Source organism: Rhodococcus sp. NPDC060176 (assembly GCF_042728675.1).
In the GTDB taxonomy this organism is placed as follows: Bacteria; Actinomycetota; Actinomycetes; order Mycobacteriales; family Mycobacteriaceae; genus Rhodococcus_F.
The window spans coordinates 1,604,764-1,622,700 of record NZ_JBHWYS010000001.1; the positions used below are offsets into that span (position 1 = coordinate 1,604,764).

The 17,937-nt window shown below is 61.3% G+C and carries 17 protein-coding genes; 14 read left to right on the forward strand and 3 right to left on the reverse strand.

Annotation, left to right across the window (positions count from 1 at the left end):
• Positions 1-96 precede the first annotated feature (96 nt).
• Genes ACFWEM_RS07745 through ACFWEM_RS07760 form a run of 4 tightly spaced genes read left to right on the forward strand, consistent with a single transcriptional unit; the run spans position 97 to position 3,660 of the window.
• Positions 97-348, forward strand: a complete 252-nt coding sequence (locus ACFWEM_RS07745) for a DUF3263 domain-containing protein (protein WP_378532506.1) — start codon at positions 97-99, stop codon at positions 346-348.
• A 52-nt stretch (positions 349-400) separates the two neighbouring features.
• A complete protein-coding gene (locus tag ACFWEM_RS07750; protein WP_378532508.1) occupies positions 401-718 on the forward strand; it encodes a WhiB family transcriptional regulator in 318 nt (105 codons plus the stop codon).
• A 25-nt stretch (positions 719-743) separates the two neighbouring features.
• Positions 744-2,141: a xylulokinase gene (xylB, locus tag ACFWEM_RS07755; RefSeq protein WP_378532510.1), complete on the forward strand. Its 1,398-nt coding sequence runs from the start codon at positions 744-746 to the stop codon at positions 2,139-2,141.
• 40 nt (positions 2,142-2,181) lie between these two features.
• Positions 2,182-3,660 (forward strand): FGGY-family carbohydrate kinase, encoded by a 1,479-nt coding sequence (locus ACFWEM_RS07760; protein WP_378532512.1) that lies wholly within the window; start codon positions 2,182-2,184, stop codon positions 3,658-3,660.
• Positions 3,661-3,682: 22 nt separating this feature from the next.
• Here ACFWEM_RS07760 and ACFWEM_RS07765 read toward each other — a convergent pair whose 3' ends face one another.
• Positions 3,683-4,453 carry an SDR family NAD(P)-dependent oxidoreductase gene (locus tag ACFWEM_RS07765; RefSeq protein WP_378532514.1) on the reverse strand — a complete coding sequence of 257 codons (771 nt, stop codon included), beginning with the start codon at positions 4,451-4,453 and terminating at the stop codon, positions 3,683-3,685.
• 17 nt (positions 4,454-4,470) lie between these two features.
• Positions 4,471-5,493: a sugar-binding transcriptional regulator gene (locus ACFWEM_RS07770; protein ID WP_378532516.1), complete on the reverse strand. Its 1,023-nt coding sequence runs from the start codon at positions 5,491-5,493 to the stop codon at positions 4,471-4,473.
• A gap of 177 nt (positions 5,494-5,670) precedes the next feature.
• Between ACFWEM_RS07770 and eltD the strand changes: the two genes are divergently transcribed.
• The 8 genes from eltD (at position 5,671) to ACFWEM_RS07810 (ending at position 14,681) form a co-directional block, all read left to right on the forward strand.
• Positions 5,671-6,744, forward strand: coding sequence for an erythritol/L-threitol dehyrogenase (gene eltD, locus ACFWEM_RS07775; RefSeq protein WP_138872303.1), 1,074 nt, complete (start codon positions 5,671-5,673; stop codon positions 6,742-6,744).
• A 130-nt stretch (positions 6,745-6,874) separates the two neighbouring features.
• Positions 6,875-8,254: an ABC transporter substrate-binding protein gene (locus tag ACFWEM_RS07780; protein WP_378532781.1), complete on the forward strand. Its 1,380-nt coding sequence runs from the start codon at positions 6,875-6,877 to the stop codon at positions 8,252-8,254.
• A gap of 37 nt (positions 8,255-8,291) precedes the next feature.
• Positions 8,292-9,257: a carbohydrate ABC transporter permease gene (locus ACFWEM_RS07785; RefSeq protein WP_166809424.1), complete on the forward strand. Its 966-nt coding sequence runs from the start codon at positions 8,292-8,294 to the stop codon at positions 9,255-9,257.
• A gap of 4 nt (positions 9,258-9,261) precedes the next feature.
• Entirely contained in the window at positions 9,262-10,128 is an 867-nt protein-coding gene (locus ACFWEM_RS07790; RefSeq protein WP_378532518.1) for a carbohydrate ABC transporter permease, read from the forward strand.
• Entirely contained in the window at positions 10,128-11,303 is a 1,176-nt protein-coding gene (locus tag ACFWEM_RS07795; protein ID WP_378532520.1) for an ABC transporter ATP-binding protein, read from the forward strand. The genes ACFWEM_RS07790 and ACFWEM_RS07795 overlap by 1 nt, the downstream gene beginning before the upstream one ends.
• Positions 11,300-12,448, forward strand: a complete 1,149-nt coding sequence (locus ACFWEM_RS07800) for an ABC transporter ATP-binding protein (RefSeq protein WP_378532522.1) — start codon at positions 11,300-11,302, stop codon at positions 12,446-12,448. The genes ACFWEM_RS07795 and ACFWEM_RS07800 overlap by 4 nt, the downstream gene beginning before the upstream one ends.
• Before the next feature lie 12 nt (positions 12,449-12,460).
• Positions 12,461-14,209, forward strand: a complete 1,749-nt coding sequence (locus ACFWEM_RS07805) for a dihydroxyacetone kinase family protein (protein ID WP_378532524.1) — start codon at positions 12,461-12,463, stop codon at positions 14,207-14,209.
• Positions 14,202-14,681: a ribose-5-phosphate isomerase gene (locus tag ACFWEM_RS07810; protein ID WP_378532525.1), complete on the forward strand. Its 480-nt coding sequence runs from the start codon at positions 14,202-14,204 to the stop codon at positions 14,679-14,681. Before ACFWEM_RS07805 ends, ACFWEM_RS07810 begins: the two co-directional genes overlap by 8 nt.
• A 4-nt stretch (positions 14,682-14,685) precedes the next feature.
• On the opposite strand, the gene ACFWEM_RS07815 is transcribed toward ACFWEM_RS07810, so the two are convergent.
• The gene (locus tag ACFWEM_RS07815; protein ID WP_378532527.1) at positions 14,686-15,402 is read right to left on the reverse strand and encodes an HAD family hydrolase; all 717 of its coding nucleotides are present in this window, start codon (positions 15,400-15,402) and stop codon (positions 14,686-14,688) included.
• 142 nt (positions 15,403-15,544) lie between these two features.
• On the opposite strand from ACFWEM_RS07815, the gene cycA reads away from it, so the two are divergent.
• Both cycA and ACFWEM_RS07825 read left to right on the forward strand, forming a co-directional pair.
• Positions 15,545-17,008 carry a D-serine/D-alanine/glycine transporter gene (gene cycA, locus ACFWEM_RS07820; protein ID WP_378532529.1) on the forward strand — a complete coding sequence of 488 codons (1,464 nt, stop codon included), beginning with the start codon at positions 15,545-15,547 and terminating at the stop codon, positions 17,006-17,008.
• Positions 17,009-17,130: 122 nt separating this feature from the next.
• Positions 17,131-17,901, forward strand: a complete 771-nt coding sequence (locus tag ACFWEM_RS07825) for a M23 family metallopeptidase (RefSeq protein ID WP_378446373.1) — start codon at positions 17,131-17,133, stop codon at positions 17,899-17,901.
• The last annotated feature ends 36 nt before the right edge of the window (positions 17,902-17,937 follow it).

Below are 17,937 nucleotides of genomic sequence, written 5' to 3' on the forward strand. Positions count from 1 at the left end.
GTAGGCATAGTGTGTGTCTTGACTCACTGCCACGGGCGTCCGAGGAGACGAGTCGCAGTTTCTGTGAAGCAGGGCGCACAAACAGGGGAGAACCTGATGAGCCGCACCGATACACAAGAGATCGTCGAGTTCGCACGTAAGTGGCAGCAGTTCGACGGTGGACCCGACGAAGAGATCTTCGTAACTTTCGGCCTCGCCCCGGACGAGTATTTCCGCAGGCTGCAGGCGATTCTCGACGACGGCGTCGCAGCGCTGACTCCGCCCGTCGCCGGCGAACTCGCTTCGGTCTGTGCGCATCGACTCGGCCGATCGGCGAATCAGCCGGGCGCCGGTAAGTCCGCAGCGTAGCTCCGAGTCACCCGAATCCGTTTCACCCGAGTAAGGAATTGAGGTCGCCATCATGCACAAGCACCTTCCGATGCCGTACCCGACCGCCGAAGTGTGGGATTGGCAGTTGCAGGGAGCGTGCCGTGGGCACGACTCCGCCGTGTACTTCCACCCGGACGGCGAGCGTGGACATGCTCGCGAGAACCGTGAACGCAACGCCAAGAAGGTCTGCGAGACGTGCCCTGTACTCCAGCAGTGCCGCGAACATGCACTGTCCGTCCACGAGCCGTACGGCATCTGGGGTGGAATGACGGAGACCGAGCGCGCAGAATATGTGCGATCGCTGCGTAAGCGCAGCAACCGGATGCCCGCGGTCGCCAACGCGAGCTGAAGGTCCCTTCGGAAAGGACTCCAGCGTGACGCTCGTTGCCGGTATCGATTCGTCTACTCAGTCGTGCAAAGTCATTGTCCGTGACGCCGATTCAGGCGAACTGGTACGAGAAGGACGAGCGGCTCATCCAGTCGGTACAGAGATAGATCCGGCCTGCTGGCTCGAGGCTATGGACAGTGCAATTGCCGCGGCGGGTGGGCTGGACGACGTTGCGGCAGTTTCCGTCGGAGCTCAACAGCACGGCATGGTGTGTCTGGACAACGGCGGCGAGGTCGTCAGGCCGGCGCTGCTGTGGAACGACACTCGTTCGGCCAAGGCTGCGTCCGATCTGGTAGAAGAACTCGGCGGATCGAACGAATGGGCCGACGCCGTCGGAGTCGTCCCGGTCGCTGCAGTCACGGCAAGCAAGCTTCGATGGCTGGCAGATCACGAGCCGGCCAACGCCGATCGCACTGCCGCGGTGTGTCTTCCGCACGACTGGCTGTCCTGGAAATTGGGCGGGTCAGGGTCGTTGAAGGAACTTGCCACCGACGCGGGCGACGCCAGTGGAACCGGCTATTACGCTGCCTCGACGCGCGAATACCGTATCGATCTGTTGGCGTTGGCATTTCGCGATCGAACCCCGCAGGTTCCCCGAGTTGCAGCGCCGAACGAGAAGATCGGAAGCACTCACTCCGGGGGAATCATCGGACCGGGCACGGGTGACAATGCCGCCGCCGCACTTGGTTTGGGTGCAGTCCCCGGTGACGTGATCATCTCGATCGGAACTTCCGGCGTAGTATCCGCTGTATCAGTCACGCCCACACACGATCCCAGTGGAAACGTGGCAGGATTCGCGGACGCGACCGGACTGCACCTGCCGCTGGTATGCACTCTCAATGGCGCTCGCATTCTTGATGCGACGGCATCCATTCTCGGCGTCGATCACGCCGAACTGTCCAGGTTGGCGCTGACCGCGCCCCTCGGAAACGACGGGTTGGTCATGATCCCGTACTTCGAGGGTGAGCGGACGCCCAACCGGCCCGACGCCACGGGAGCCATGCACGGTTTCCGTATGCAGAACTCGACGCCTGCGCACTTTGCACGAGCCGCCGTCGAAGGTCTCCTGTGCGGCTTGGCCGATGGCGTCGACGATCTGGTTCGTCAGGGTGTCGAGGTGAAGCGAGTTCTCCTTGTGGGAGGCGGAGCGAAGTCTCGTGCACTCTGTGAGATAGCGCCGGCAATTCTCGGGGTGCCGGTCGTGATCCCTGCTCCGGGTGAGTACGTCGCCGAGGGAGCCTGCCGGCAAGCAGCATGGGCTCTGTCCGGAGACGTGCAGCCGCCGGTGTGGCCGAAACCGGAAGAGCGGCGATTCGACGCCGAACCAGCTCCCCACGTGCGTGAGCGTTACGCGTCGCTGCGCGAACTCACCGAAGGCGTGTAACCACAGAGCCTGACACCGTTCGCTCGGTTAGGGTGACTCCGTGGACTTGTTGGTAGGGATAGACATGGGGACGGGCAGCAGCAAAGGGGTTCTGGTGACCCCTGACGGTGTGGTCCTGGCAACCGAGCAGATCGATCACCAGATCTCGATGCCCCGGCCAGGGTGGGCCGAGGTGGACGCCGAGAAGATGTGGTGGTCCGAGGTGTGTGCGATCTCGAAACGTCTTGTGGCGCAAGTTCCCACGAATGCCAAGGTGGCCGGCCTATGTGTCAGTGGTGTCGGCCCGGCGTTGGTGTTGTGCGACAGTGAACTTCGTCCTGTTCGTCCGGCTATCCTCTACGGAATCGACAGTCGAGCGTCAGCGGAGGTGGCCTCGCTGACCGAATTGTTCAGCGAGGAGGCAATACTCGATTGTGGTGGCAAACTCCTGTCGAGTCAGGCCGTCGGACCGAAGATCGAATGGGTGCGCATCCACGAACCGGATGTTTTTGCCGCGGCGACGCGGTGGTACGGCTCGAATTCGTACATCGCCGCAAAGCTGACCGGCGAGTACATTCAAGATCATCACACGGCCAGTCAGTGTGATCCGCTCTATTCGGTTCGAGACTTCAGCTGGAAATCCGAGTGGCTCGATCGCATTCTGGGACATCTGGAATGCCCACGTTTGGTGTGGCCGAGTGATGTTGTCGGACTTGTGCACGGTGATGCGGCCGAGCAGACCGGACTACCGGTCGGAACTCCTGTTGTCGCGGGTACCGTCGACGCCTTTTCCGAGGGGTTCAGTGTGGGTGCCCGTCATCCCGGGGATCTCATGCTCATGTACGGGTCGACGATGTTCCTTGTGCAGGTGCTCGACAAGTTTCACAGCAACCCGGCATTGTGGACAACCGCAGGCGTTCAGAAGAATACTCTGGCACTTGCGGCCGGCACATCCACCGCCGGAAGCTTGACCGGCTGGCTTCAAAAGCTCACCGGTGATGCACCATTCGAACAGTTGCTCGCCGAAGCTGAGGCAGTACCGGCAGGCGCCGAAGGGCTGTTGATCCTGCCGTACTTTGCCGGCGAACGTACCCCAGTGTTCGACCCCAAAGCCAGAGGCGTGGTCGCAGGACTCTCGTTGCGCCATGGCCGCGGTCATCTGTTTCGAGCAGCCTATGAGGGCATAGCCTTCGGAATCCGTCAGATACTCGAGATGTTCGGTGACACAGATGAACCCGTCCGACGCACGATCGCGGTGGGAGGTGGGGTCAAGAGTCGGGTCTGGACGCAGGCGATCAGCGACATCACGGGACACACACAGTTGGTTCCCGCTCAGACCATCGGCGCCAGCTACGGCGACGCGTTGTTGGCTGCGATCGGAACCGGACTTGTTGCGCCGGATACTGATTGGACGACGCTGTCGCACGAGGTAGTGCCGAATGCAGCCAACAGCGCGATGTACGAGGATTTGTATCAAACGTGGTTGACGCTGTATCCGTCGACGAAGGAACAAATCCACGCCCTCGCCGAATTCGGCTGAACGGCCTGATGGCTGCGGCCGTTCAGCTCACGAGGTAACCGCCGTCGATGGGAAGATCGGTTCCGTTCACCATGGCGGCGGCGTCCGACGCCAGCCAGACGACGGCCTCGGACACCTCGTCCGGTACGGCAAAGCGGCCACTCGGGATACGATTCAACATAGGTGCGGCCTTCTCGTGCTCACCCCATACCGTCTGGCCCATCTCGGTGAGTACAACCGTCGGGCAGACCGAGTTCGCCCGGACGCCGCGGTTACCCAACTCCAAGGCAAGCACTTTGGTGGCCATCACCAAACCGGCCTTTGCGATGCAGTACGAATAGTGCTCGGGCAACGCGCGCAAGGCTGCTGCTGAAGCAACCGTCACGATGGCTCCGCCGCCCGCATCGGCCATGGCCGAGCCGATCTTCGCGGCGAGCAAGGCCGGGGCACGGAGGTTGACGTTCAGAACCGCGTCGAAGTTGGGTTCGGTTATGTCGGTGACAAATTCGGGATACGAGATTCCAGCGTTGTTGACCAGCACATCCAGTCCGCCGAATACCGCGAGAGACTCTTGTGCGACCTGGGTCGGTGCGTCGGGGGATGCGAGGTCTGCAACGAGAATCTCGGCGCGCACGCCACAACTGTCGCGGAGTCTGTCGGCCAGCGTCGTCAGTTCGGAACGGCTACGACCGGAGACGATTACGTCCGCACCGGCTTGGGCGAAGGCGTGTGCGATTTGCGTGCCGATGCCTTTCGAGGCTCCAGTGACAAGAGCGCGTTTTCCGTCGAGCAGGCGGGCTGACGCAGTAGGCATGGCAAAGCCTTTCGAAGTTACTCGACCGCAAGTATCTGTTGTGCGGTGGTGGGGTCGGTGACGAGTTGATTGAAGTACCGGCTGCGCGCACCGGCGATGATTGGAGCGACTTTCTCGGCACCGACGGCCACGGCGATGCCCACCGGGATATCTTGCAGTGCAGACAGTTCGAGCGCAATAAGACGTTCGCTACCGGGGAAGTCGACGGTGTTGCCGTCACGATCGTAAAAGCGAGAGCAGATGTCGCCCACGGCTTCTCGAAGTGAGGACGACGTTATCGGAACGAACTGCGGAATGTCGGCGCGCAGTAGGGGTGGAGCGCCGATGCCCATGAGGATAGCCCGAGCCCGTGGCCACAGGCCGAGAACTCGCTGTATGGCCGGATCCTTGGTGAGGGTCGGATACAGATCGGGACCTGGAAGCGCCGGCGCAAAAAGATAATTCGGACGTCCGCCGATCTTGTTCGAGATCAAGCGGGTGATCTCGTTGGTCTGGTACCACTCCTCCGGTTGGTCGTTGCCACCGACAGTGGGAGCGACCAAGACTCCTGGAATGGGCGTCAGATCGTATTGCGCGACTTCGTAGACCGTCCGCCCGGAGGACACGAGCAGTACGTCACCTGGCACGAGGCCTGCGCCGGCGAGTGCCTCGGCCGTCGCCGGGGCGAGTACCGAACCCATGACGTCGACCGTGCCTTTCTGCTGCGCCGGAGTGGGTAGGGGACCTGAGAGGTACACGCGATGCAGCCCGAGCTTGACGCGCAACCGCTCGGCCAGGCTTCCATGTGCTTCTTCCTGAGGCGGCACAACTTGGATGCGGACTATGCCCTGCCTTCGCGCCTCGGAGAGCATGCGACTGACGGTGGCGCGGCTGGTGCCGAGGGCTTTTGCCACTTCGGCTTGAGTGGCGTCCTCGTCGTAGTAAAGCTTGGCCGCGGTGTAGAGCAACGCGCGTGTGAAGGTGCTGTTCGTGCTGGTCGGTGCCGAACCGGCAGGCGTGGATGCGGGTAGTGGCATCGCGTCTGAACTGCTGATCGGCATGACAGAAAGGTACCGCATGAACAGATGCTCACGCACCTAGTTCAGATGAACAATTGTGCTGGACATATGTAATTCGATCCGATACTGTGACCGCCGACACATGAAATTGTGTTCATGTGCAGCCACTGGACCAGCGCTCAGCGCCCCATCCAGACCTGATCCCAAGAGGAGACAACGATGTCCGAGACGATGAAGGCGGTCATCTGCCACGGTCCGCGCGACTATCGACTCGAAGAAGTGCCGAAGCCTGTTCCGGGCCCCGGTGAAGCGCTGGTTCGGGTCGAGGCAGTCGGAATCTGTGCGAGTGACCTGAAGTGCTACCACGGTGCAGCAAAATTCTGGGGCGACGAGAACCGTCCGGCTTGGGCCGAGACCGAGGTCATTCCGGGGCACGAATTCGTCGGTGAGGTTGTCTCGATCGATGCGGAAGGGTCGAAGCGCTGGGGGATCGCGGTGGGCGATCGTGTGGTCTCCGAACAGATCGTTCCGTGTTGGGAGTGCCGTTACTGCAAGCGCGGTCAGTATCACATGTGCCAACCGCACAACCTGTACGGATTCAAGCGAGTCACCCCCGGCGCGATGGCCGAATTCATGGTCTATCCAGTGGAAGCTTTGGTGCACAAGGTATCCAAGGATCTCCCGGCAGCACATGCTGCGTTTGCCGAGCCGCTGTCGTGCTCACTGCACGCCGTGGAACGAGCTGGAATCACCTTTGACGACGTAGTCGTCGTCGCCGGCTGCGGGCCGATCGGTCTGGGGATGGTTGCCGGTGCGCGAGCAAAAAGCCCGGCGCACGTGATCGCTCTCGACATGGCACCGGAAAAGCTCGAGCTCGCCAAACTGTGCGGAGCCGACATCGTCATCAACATTGCCGACGAGGATGCCGTTCAGATCGTCAAGGATCTCACCGATGGTTACGGAGCCGATGTCTATCTCGAGGGGACAGGCCATCCGTCTGCAGTTCCGCAGGGCCTCAACATCTTGCGTAAGCTCGGCACCTACGTCGAATACGGAGTGTTCAAAGACGACGTCAGCGTCGACTGGAGCATTATCAGCGACGACAAGGAACTTGACGTCCTCGGGGCGCACCTGGGCCCAGACTGCTGGCCGGCCGCAATCCGGATGATCGAGTCAGGCCTGCTGCCGATGGACAAGATCTGCACGCATCAGCTTCCGTTGGAAGACTTCCAGAAGGGACTCGATCTGGTGGCCAGTGGCACCGAGTCCGTGAAGGTCTCACTCATTCCCTGACGGTTCGCACACCCGGCCTGTACCGCAGGTCGTTCGAGATCCCCACTCATCCATTCAGCGGAGAATCAACATGAGTCGTTTCACACCCCGCGTCCCATTCAGCGGTGGTCCACAGCTCTCGCGTCGAGAGATGCTGCGGGCGTTCGGTATCGCGGGGATGGCTGCCGCGAGCGTGCCCATACTTTCCGCCTGTGGAGTCGGTGGTGGTGAGAAGCCGACCAACGGAGCGTCGGAGGTGACAGGCGGATTCAATTGGCGGGCGCTGGAAGGTACCAGCATAAACATCCTGCAGACCCCGCACCCGTACCAGCAGGCGTTGCAGCCACTGCTCGCTGATTTCACCGAATTGACCGGTATTACAGTCAAAGCCGACCTGGTGCCGGAGGCCGATTATTTCACCAAGCTCAATACCGAACTTGCTGGTGGTACCGGCAAGCATGACGTATTCATGCTCGGTGCGTACTTCATCTGGCAGTACGGGCCGCCGGCCTGGCTCGAGGATCTGCAGCCGTGGCTCGAAAACACATCGGCTACCAGCGACGAGTACGACTTCGAGGACATCTACGAGGGGTTGCGTACCTCCACCCGCTGGGATTTCGAGTTGGGTTCTCCACTCGGAACCGGTGGGCAATGGGCACTACCGCTCGGATTCGAGAACAACGTCGTCACCTACAACAAGAGGGTCTTCGACGACAAGGGCATCAAGCTGCCCGACACATTCGACGGATTGATCCAACTTGCAACGGATCTCACGGATCGAAGTGAGAACGTCTACGGAATCGCCACGCGAGGCTCGAAGTCCTGGGCGACGATTCACCCGGGGTTCATGACGCAGTTCACCCGCGAGGGCGCGAAGGACTACGAATTCCGGGGTGGCGAGTTGGTGGCGACCATGGATTCGGACAAGGCTGTCGCCTTCACCGAGAAGTGGATCGACATGATGCACGCTGCCGGACCGACCTCGTGGACAACGTACGACTATCCGCAGGCGACAGGCGATCTCGGTGACGGCAAGGCAATGATGGTCTACGACGCGGACAGTGCGACGTACCCGAAGAACAAGCCCGGAGCCAGTCGCGAAGCGGGTAACCTCGCGTGGTACCCGGGTCCGGCGGGTCCGGACGGGAGTTACGCGACCAACCTGTGGACGTGGTCGTTGGCCATGAATGCGCGTTCCGAGAAAAAGCATGCGGCATGGCTTTTCCTGCAGTGGGCCACCAGTAAGGGAACTCTCAACGACGCGGTCAAATCAGGCATCTTCGCGAACCCCGTGCGCGAGTCCGTGTTCAACGAAACTTTCAAACAGGAAGTCGGCGACGGTATGCCGGGCTATCTCGAAACGTTCGAGACGGTGATCGGCAGTTCCAAGATCCAGTTCACGCCTCAGAAGAAGTTCTTCGACACCACCGAGGACTGGGCTGTCGCGCTGCAGGACATCTACGGCGGCAAGGACGCGAAATCGACGCTGTCCTCGCTCGCCAAGACCAACACATCCAAGGTAAACCTCTGATCCGCGGCGGATCACCGGAGCAAGGGAGTAAGGAAAAGTGACTACCCAATCCACCCGTCCGCCGTCGGAGGCGCACTCCGCGAAACCGGCAGGCGCACCGCCCCGCAACGTCGAACCTCCCGAAGTACCGATGTGGCGACGCAAGTTGCGCCCCTACATCCTCTCGATTCCGGCTGTGGTGATCGTTGTCGGAATTCTCTATCCGTTCGTGATCGGCGCGTACTACTCGTTCTTGAATTACGCGGCAGTGAACCCGGATCCGCAGTTCGTGTGGTTCAAGAACTTCGCGAGTGTCCTGGGCGACTCGAGCTTCTGGACCAGCGTGCGTGTGACCGGAGTCTTCGCGATTGTCGCCACGGCAGTCGAGACGGTGATCGGCGTCGGCATCGCGCTACTGCTCAACCGTTCGAGCTTGATCGGGAAGATCTTCGAGAAAGTGCTGATCCTTCCGTTGATGATCGCACCGGTCATCGCCGGCGTGATCTGGAAGCTGATGTTCAACCCGCAGTTCGGAATTCTGAATCACGTTCTGGGACTGGGCAACACATTCGACTGGTTGAGCAGTCAGAACGCGCTGTGGTCCGTCATTCTGGTGGACCTGTGGATTTTCACTCCCTTCGTGGCAATTCTTGTTCTCGCCGGCATGCGTTCGCTACCGAAGGAGCCGTTCGAAGCGTCCGAGGTGGACGGTGCCAGCTGGTTCTACATGTTCCGCAGGCTGATGCTGCCCATGTTGTGGCCATACATTCTGGTCGCCGTGATCTTCCGATTCATGGACAACCTCAAAGTGTTCGACGCGGTGTACGTCCTGACTGCGGGTGGACCAGGACTGTCCACCCGAACGCTCCAGATCGGCGCGTTCGAGGACTCGATCATCAATCTCGACTATTCCCGCGGCAGCACCTACATGTTCTTGCTGTGGATCATCGTGTTCGTCACCGCGCGCTATCTGGTGAGCGTGTTGGGCAAGGCGCAGCGTCGTGCTGCCGGAGCGGAGTCGTAAAGTCATGGCCAGTGAATTGATGCCAGGCCAGAAAAGATTCACGGTGGGTGCCGTAGCCGCGGACATCGTGTTGCTCGTGTGGTTCGTCTTCTCGCTCTTTCCCATCCTGTGGATGTTTCTGTTGGCGCTGAAGACTCCGGCCGAGCAGACCACCACATACTTCAAGTTCAGTCCCACGTTCGAGAACTTCGGAACCGTGCTGAGTCAGAAGGGCACGGACCTGACGAGTGTCGACTTCAAGTCGGCTCTGCTGACAAGCTTGATCAATTGTGGCGGTGCTGTTCTGGTTTCGTTGGCTATCGGCATTCCGGCTGCGTATGCTGCCGGACGCTGGAAGTACAAGGGATCCAACGATTTGATGTTCAACATGCTGTCCTTCCGCTTTGCGCCGGAGCTGATGGTGATCGTGCCTCTGTTCGTCATCTACAACCAGATCGGGTTGTTCGACACCAAACTCGGGATGGTGTGGGTTCTTCAACTGGTGACGATGCCCCTGGTGGTCTGGATCTTGCGCTCGTATTTCGAAGATCTGCCTGAAGACCTCGAACAGGCGGCCCTCCTCGACGGGTACACGCGCAAGCGCGCTTTCGTCATGGTGGCGCTACCACTCGTTCGTCCGGGAATTGCTGCAGCAGCGCTGCTTTCGTTCATATTCGCGTGGAACAACTACGTATTCCCACTCATCCTCGCCGACAGCAACGCCGGAACAGTCACCGTCGCGGTGACCAAGTTCCTCGGTGGTGGCGGACAGGCCTACTACAACCTGACAGCTGCGGCTGCGGTGATCGCTGCACTACCACCGCTGATTCTGGCGTTGACGATCCAGCGATACCTTGTGCGCGGACTGTCGTTCGGGGCGGTGAAATCCTGATGGTCGCACTTACTGTCAAAGCATTGACCAAACACTACGGAAAGACCGTGGGCATCGACGGCATCGACCTCGACGTGGCAGACGGTGAATTCCTCGTCATTCTGGGACCTTCGGGCGCAGGCAAGACGACGACGCTCAAGTCGATAGCCGGACTCGTCGAAGTCGACGACGGCACGGTCGACATCGGGGGAGTGGACATGACGCTCGTCGAGCCGTACCACCGCAACGTCGCCATGGCCTTCGAGAGTTACGCGTTGTACCCACAAAAAACGGTGTCCGAGAATCTGGCGTCACCACTGAAGTCCGGCCGAACTGGAAAATACTCGGAGGACGAGCAGAAGCGCCGGATCGACACCGTCACCAAGACCTTGGGAATCAACCACCTTCTCGAGCGCTTTCCACGGGAATTGTCGAACGGGCAGCGGCAGCGAGTTGCTCTCGGGCGAGTGTTGGTACGGCCGGCCGACGTGTACCTTCTCGACGAACCGCTCTCACATCTCGATGCCAAACTACGGGCGGCGATGCGTGCCGAATTGCGTCAGCTCGGTCAGATGTCCAACACCACAACGGTATACGTGACACACGATTATCAAGAAGCGCTGGCGTTGGGTGATCGTATCGCGATCCTGCGGGAGGGCCGGTTGGTCCAGATCGACACACCGGCGAACATCTGGCATGCGCCCGCTGACACCTTCGTGGCGCGCTCGCTCGGCCAACCCGAGATCAACGTGTTCGATGCAGTAGTCGACGGCGCAGCGCTCCGGGTGCTCGGAACCGATCTGGAGGTCGAGATTCCGTCGGACATCACGATATCTGCGTCGGCTGGCGCTCGAATCGGTATCCGACCGTGTGACATCGAGATTCGGGCAGATTTCTCGCGGAACGCCGGTTCGGTGGCGGTACGTGGCCGCATCCAACTGGTGGAGCGTCTCGGCCGCAATGTCGAACTCTCGATAGATCTCGGCGGCGGGGTCACGATGATCGGTCTGTCTTCGGGTGGTTCGCTCGCGGTCGAAGGCGCCGAGATCGTTGTGGAAGTGGCGCGCCAGAACATTCACCTGTTCGAGGGAGCGCCAGAGGGAACAGACAGTCGACGACTCGGCAGCGCGATCGCCGGCGCCGGTAGGTCCGGCGACAGTGTAACGACCCATGCAGCACAGGAGGACAGGCGATGACCACTACCGCCGATAGCCGTCGCGCCACGAAGGTCGCGCAATCACTCACCCTGGACAACCTGGAGAAGACCTACTCTTCACGCGGGCGGGCAGCATTCCACGCGGTCAAAGGAATCGACCTGCACATCGAACCCGGTGAGCTGGTCGCCCTGCTAGGTCCTTCGGGATGTGGCAAGACGACAACCCTGCGGATGATCGCCGGACTGGAGACCGTCTCGAGTGGGGAGATCTTGATCGGTGACCGGAAGATCAGTCAGTTGGCGCCCGGGAAACGAGGCGTCGGGGTTGGATTCGAGAGCTACGCTTTGTATCCGCCGCTCTCGGTGCGTGACAACCTCTCGTACGGATTGAAAGCACGAAAGGTTGCGGGCGCAGACGAACTGGTGTCCACCATCGCCCGTCGTCTCGAGATGGAGGACCTACTCGACTTGCGTCCGGCAGGATTGTCGAGCGGGCAGAAGCAGCGAGTTGCACTCGCTCGGGCGCTTGTGCGCAATCCGCCGGTGCTGCTCCTCGACGAACCGCTCTCGCACCTCGACGCGTCGGCGCGGCAACGGGTTCGGCGTGAACTGAAGATGCTGCAACGCGAATTCGGCTACACCACAATCGTGGTCACCCACGACCAGGTCGAAGCGCTGAGCTTGGCCGACCGGCTTGCGGTGATGGACGGTGGCATCATCCAGCAGTACGGCACTCCCGACGAAGTGTTCGACGATCCGGCCAACATCTTCGTGGCGGAGTTCGTGGGCGAACCTCAGATCAACATGTTCGACGGAATTGTCCGACTCGAGAACGGATCTGCGGTTGTTGCCATAGGTTCGGCTGGTACCTTGCCGGTCTCGGCACGCAATGTCGTTGAAGGTCAGTCGGTTCGGGTCGGGGTTCGCCCCCAGGACATGACCATGGTGCCGGGGCCTGCCGAGCATCGGCAGATCACCGTGCACGTGAAGCATTTCGAGCACCTGATGGAGTTCGGTTTGGTACAGGTGAACGCAGCGGGAACCGAGTCGACTGGCTCGGGATCAACGCTGATGGTTCAGACGCCGGCCCACGAGAGGTTTGCGGCAGGCGACGAGTGCGCTGCGACTGCTCTTCCCGAACGTGTCTATCTGTTCGACCCAGAAACCGGAAATCGACTGCGTTAGAGGTACTTTGTCATGACTCGGCTATTCAATGATCCCGCGACATTTACGGAAGACATGCTCGAGGGTTTCCTCGACGCCAACTCCGACTATGTTGTCGGTGTACCAGGCGGTGTAGTGCGCGCCCAGGAGACACGACCGGGCAAGGTTGCGGTCGTCGTAGGTGGCGGTTCCGGTCACTATCCCGCGTTCTGTGGTGTTGTCGGGCCGGGGTTCGCCGACGGCGCAGTGGTGGGAAACATCTTCACGTCTCCCTCCGCCGCGGAGGCGACCTCCGTCGCTCGCGCCGTCGACAGCGGTGCCGGGGTTCTTCTGACCACCGGAAATTACGCGGGTGACGTGATGAATTTCTCGCTCGCAGTGAAAGCTTTGGCGCACGAGGGAATTGATGCTCGATACCTGCCGGTCACCGACGATATTGCGAGTGCATCGGCGGAGGACATCACGAAGCGGCGGGGAATTGCCGGTGATTTCACGGTGTTCAAGATCGCGTCGGCTGCCGCGGAAGCGGGGTACAACCTCGACGAGGTACAGCGAGTGGGCCGGGCGGCGAACGACAACACACGAACACTCGGTGTTGCTTTCGACGGATGCACCATGCCGGGCGCGGATCACCCACTTTTCACAGTGGAAACCGGAATGATGGATCTGGGGCTCGGTATTCACGGAGAACCGGGTGTATCCACGCACGAGATGCCAAGTGCCGCAGAACTGGCGCGGCTATTGGTCGACGGCGTGCTTGCCGAACGACCGGACGGTACCGGGACACGCGTCGGTGCCATCCTCAACGGGCTCGGGCGTACCAAGTACGAGGAATTGTTCGTGGTCTGGGGAACCGCGTCGAAGCTGTTGCGGGAGGCCGGATACACGATCGTCTCGCCGGAGGTCGGAGAGTTGGTGACCAGTCTGGACATGGCCGGTTGTTCTCTGACGCTCATGTGGTTGGACGAGGAACTCGAATCGTTCTGGACCGCAGCCGCGGACACTCCGGCATTTCGGCGCGGAACATTCGGTGTGGCAACACGATCGGGGGAGCGCCGCAGGGCTGCTTCCGTGCACGAGACGTCTGGTGTGAGCGCCGCGGGCGACGAGCACGGGCGACGATGCGGAGAAACTGTGGCTACGGTCATCGAGGCTCTCGCTCGGGTGATGGCGGACAACGAGGAAGATCTGGGCCATATCGATGCGGTGGCAGGCGACGGAGACCACGGGCGCGGGATGGTTCGTGGAACCGAGTACGCGACGCTGGCAGCGCAAGCCGCAGCCGCGCAGGGTGCAGGGCCGCAAGGAGTTCTGACTGCAGCGGGTGAAGCCTGGGCGGCAAAGGCAGGCGGAACCTCCGGCGTGCTGTGGGGTGCCGCGCTCACGGCGATGGGAACCAGGCTGGGCGACAAGGGACAACCAGGCGCCCATGACCTCGCTGACGGTGTGCGGGCGGGCTACGACGCGATAGTGGCGCTCGGTGGAGCAAAACCAGGCGACAAGACGATGCTCGACGCCCTGTGGCCTTTCGTGGAAACCTTGAGTGCCGCAGTCGGAAACGGGGTCCCCACAGCGAAGGCATGGGACGAAGCCGCCGTCGTTGCCCAGACCGCAGCCGACGCCACGGCACAATTACGCCCGCTGGTGGGTCGGGCACGACCGCTGGCAGAACGGAGCGTCGGGACCCCGGATGCCGGCGCGATATCGATGGCGATGTGCGTCCGTACCGTCGCCGATTTCTTGAACACGAACTCTGAACACAAGGAGCACGAACATGGCTGAGCGACTTCGTATCGTCGTCGGTTGCGACGACGCCGGCTTGGAATACAAGCAGGCACTCAAGACCGACCTCGAAGCCGACGACCGCGTAGAGGTGGTGACCGATGTCGGCGTCGGAAACGACGAGCACACTGCGTATCCACACGTTGCTGTCACCGCCGCCAGGTTGGTGGCCGACGGCAAAGCCGACCGGGCGCTCCTCGTGTGTGGAACAGGATTGGGCGTCGCCATCAGCGCCAACAAGGTGCCGGGGATCCGCGCGGTGACTGCCCACGACAGCTTCTCGGTGGAGAGATCGGTGCTCAGCAACGACGCACAGGTCTTGTGTTTCGGGCAGCGAGTGGTTGGACTCGAACTCGCCAGGCGACTGGCGAAGGAGTGGCTGGGCTACCACTTCGACACTCGGAGTGCCTCGGCCGAGAAGGTTGCTGCGATCGGCGAATACGAGACTGCCGGCAAGCCCGGCGACTGCTGATCGCTCAGAGCAGGCCGAACTTTCGGACTGCGTCGAGTAGCGCGTGCGGGCGTTCTGTCGTCGGCAGGGGATCGACAAGTGCGAACTGGCAACCGACGTCGCGGGCAGCGCCGTCGGCGATGTCGCTGTCACCGACCATCAGAGTCTGCGCCGCATCCACATCGAGTTGCGCAAGGGCGTACTCGAAGATCGCCGGTTCGGGCTTGACTGCACCCACCTCGAAAGAGAGTACGAACTCGTCGACCCAGACGTCCCAGCCTCGGTCGACGAACGCCGGTCGGATGTCGAAGGCGATGTTGCTCAGGACCGCGGTTCGTATGCCCTTCTCCGACAATGTCTTCAGGACCTCCCCGGTATCCGGGTACGGCGACCACTGGTCCGGATCGACCAGTAGGGCGTAGAAAGCCTCGGCGCGAACCGGATCGGGAACTCCGGACTTGCTCAACACGTCGAGGTAAGCCTGACGATGCAACTTCGGATCTCGGTCGCGGTTCTCCCACGCGTAGATACCGGCTTCGTCCATCTCGACGGTTCTACCCACCGGCGCGGTCATCCGGCGCATCAGCTCGGCTTGAGCATGCACGTCGAGCGGATCACCTTGGTGATCGACGAGGTGCTCGTTCCAATCGTCGCTCTCTTCCAAACGGAAGAGCGTTCCGGAGAAATCGAACAGCGTCGCGGCGATATGTCCGTCTTGATGGGCCGTGCTGTCAGTGTTCACCTCGACAGGTTATCGGCGTCCGCTTTCCGATGCGTGATGTGAGCCAGTGCACGCGTACTTTGAGAGGGCACATTTTCCGAGGTTCCCCCGACGGGCGTGATTTCGACGCCCCGGATGAACCGAACGACGAGGGGGATCCTCCGTGTCCGACCACGCGAACACACCAGATTTGACGAAGCCGTCCGGCGAAGACCCCCACCTCTCACGTCAGCTGTCCAACCGGCATATCCAGCTGATCGCCATCGGTGGGGCCATCGGCACCGGACTCTTCATGGGATCGGGCAAGACGATCTCTCTTGCCGGGCCTTCCGTGATCTTCGTGTACATGATCATCGGCTTCATGCTCTTCTTCGTCATGCGTGCGATGGGGGAGTTGCTGCTCTCGAACATGGCGTACAAGTCTTTCTCGGACTTCGCCGCTGATCTGCTGGGCCCCTGGGCGGGATTCTTCACCGGCTGGACGTATTGGTTCTGTTGGATCGTCACCGGCATCGCGGACGTCATCGCGATTTCCGGCTACTTCAAATACTGGTGGCCAGGTCTCGCGGCGTGGATTCCCGCTTTGCTGACGATCGCGGCCCTACTCCTCCTGAACTTGCCGACGGTGAAGGCCTTCGGTGAAACCGAGTTCTGGTTCGCGCTGATCAAGATCATTGCCATCGTCAGCCTGATCATCGTCGGCATCGTCATGGTCGTCTCCGGGTTCACTGCGCCCAACGGTGCCACCTCCGGTATCGACAATCTCTGGAACGACGGCGGCATGTTCCCGACCGGATTCATGGGCTTCGTGGCCGGCTTCCAGATCGCGGTGTTCGCATTCGTGGGTATCGAACTGGTCGGCACGACAGCAGCCGAGGCGAAGGACCCGGAGAAGAATCTGCCGAAGGCCATCAACTCCATCCCCATTCGTGTGCTGCTGTTCTACGTCGTTGCGCTGACCGTGATCATCGCGGTGACACCGTGGCGTGAAATCAGCGCAGACAAGAGTCCGTTCGTCGCCATGTTCACACTCGCCGGCCTCGGCATCGCTGCATCGGTCATCAACTTCGTCGTGCTGACCTCCGCCGCATCTTCGGCGAACTCGGGTATCTACTCCACCTCGCGCATGGTGTTCGGGCTTGCACAAGAAGGCGACGCACCGAGGGCTCTCGGCAAGCTGAACTCACGCAAGGTTCCCGCGAACGCCCTGATGTTCTCCTGCATCTTCCTGCTGGCGTCGCTGATCCTGCTGTTCTCGGGCGACTCCGTGATCGAGGCCTTCACCGTCGTCACGACCATCTCGGCGCTGCTGTTCATGTTCGTGTGGACGATCATCCTGGCGAGCTACATGGTGTACCGGAAGCGTCGTCCGCACCTGCACGAGGCGTCGAAGTTCAAGATGCCCGGCGGCATCGTGATGTGCTGGGTCGTGCTCGCGTTCTTCGTCTTCATCCTCTGGGCGCTGACAACCAAGGACGACACCCTGCAGGCACTTGTCGTCACGCCGATCTGGTTCGTCGTTCTGGGAATCGCGTGGGCGATCATCCGGCGCCGACCCGCTCACCGGGCACGATACGACGCATTCAAGTCAGAACTGGACGCCAGCCGACAGAACGGCGAAAAATAGTTTTGGTCAAGATCGGGTAACGGTGGCGGCCGCCTTGATCAAACTGTTACATTCTTCGGCAGACAGAGGAGCGGGCTTCATCAGAAGGACCCTGCACGCCGACGACTGACGGAGTACACACTGTGGGAAACCACCACCGCACGGGCAATGACGATGTTGTCTTCGAGATCGATCCCGAGGCAGCAAGCGGCCGCCACCGCACCGCGTCGTCTGGCCCTGGTGCCGGTGTCAAGGCAGGCGTCGTAGCTGCGGCTACCGGTGCACTCCTCGTCGGTGCAGGCCAGATGGGTGCAGGAACCGCTGCTGCGGCGCCCGCAACACAGACCATCGCGGGCTTTGAACTCCCGCAGGGTCTGCTTCCCGAGGGCGTTGTCGTTCCGGCTGAATTGGCGGCTCTTCCCGCTCTCGACATTCCCGAGCTTCCCGATTTTGCAGCTGACCTCAACACACAGGCACAGCAGTTCCTCGCCGGTATCAATCCCGGCACGTCCGCTCGCACGGTGCAGCCGGTGTCCGGCACGCTGACCTCCACCTTCGGTTCGCGCTGGGGAGCGCACCACGGCGGCCTCGACATCGCAGCCCCGATCGGTACGCCGATCCTGGCTGCCGCCGACGGCCAGGTCATCGACGCCGGCCCGGCGTCAGGTTTCGGCCTGTGGGTCCGTGTCCAGCACGACGACGGCACCGTCACCACGTACGGTCACGTCAACGATTACCAGGTGAACGTCGGTCAGCGTGTCAACGCCGGCCAGCAGATTGCCACCGTGGGTAACCGTGGCCAGTCCACCGGCCCGCACCTCCACTTCGAGGTTGCCGAGAACGGCGCAAAGGTCGATCCCGCAGCGTGGCTGCAGGCCCGCGGCGTGGCTGTCACCTGGGTAGACAACTCGTAAGAAAGCTTCTTGTAGTACTGCGGTGGTGCCGGAAAA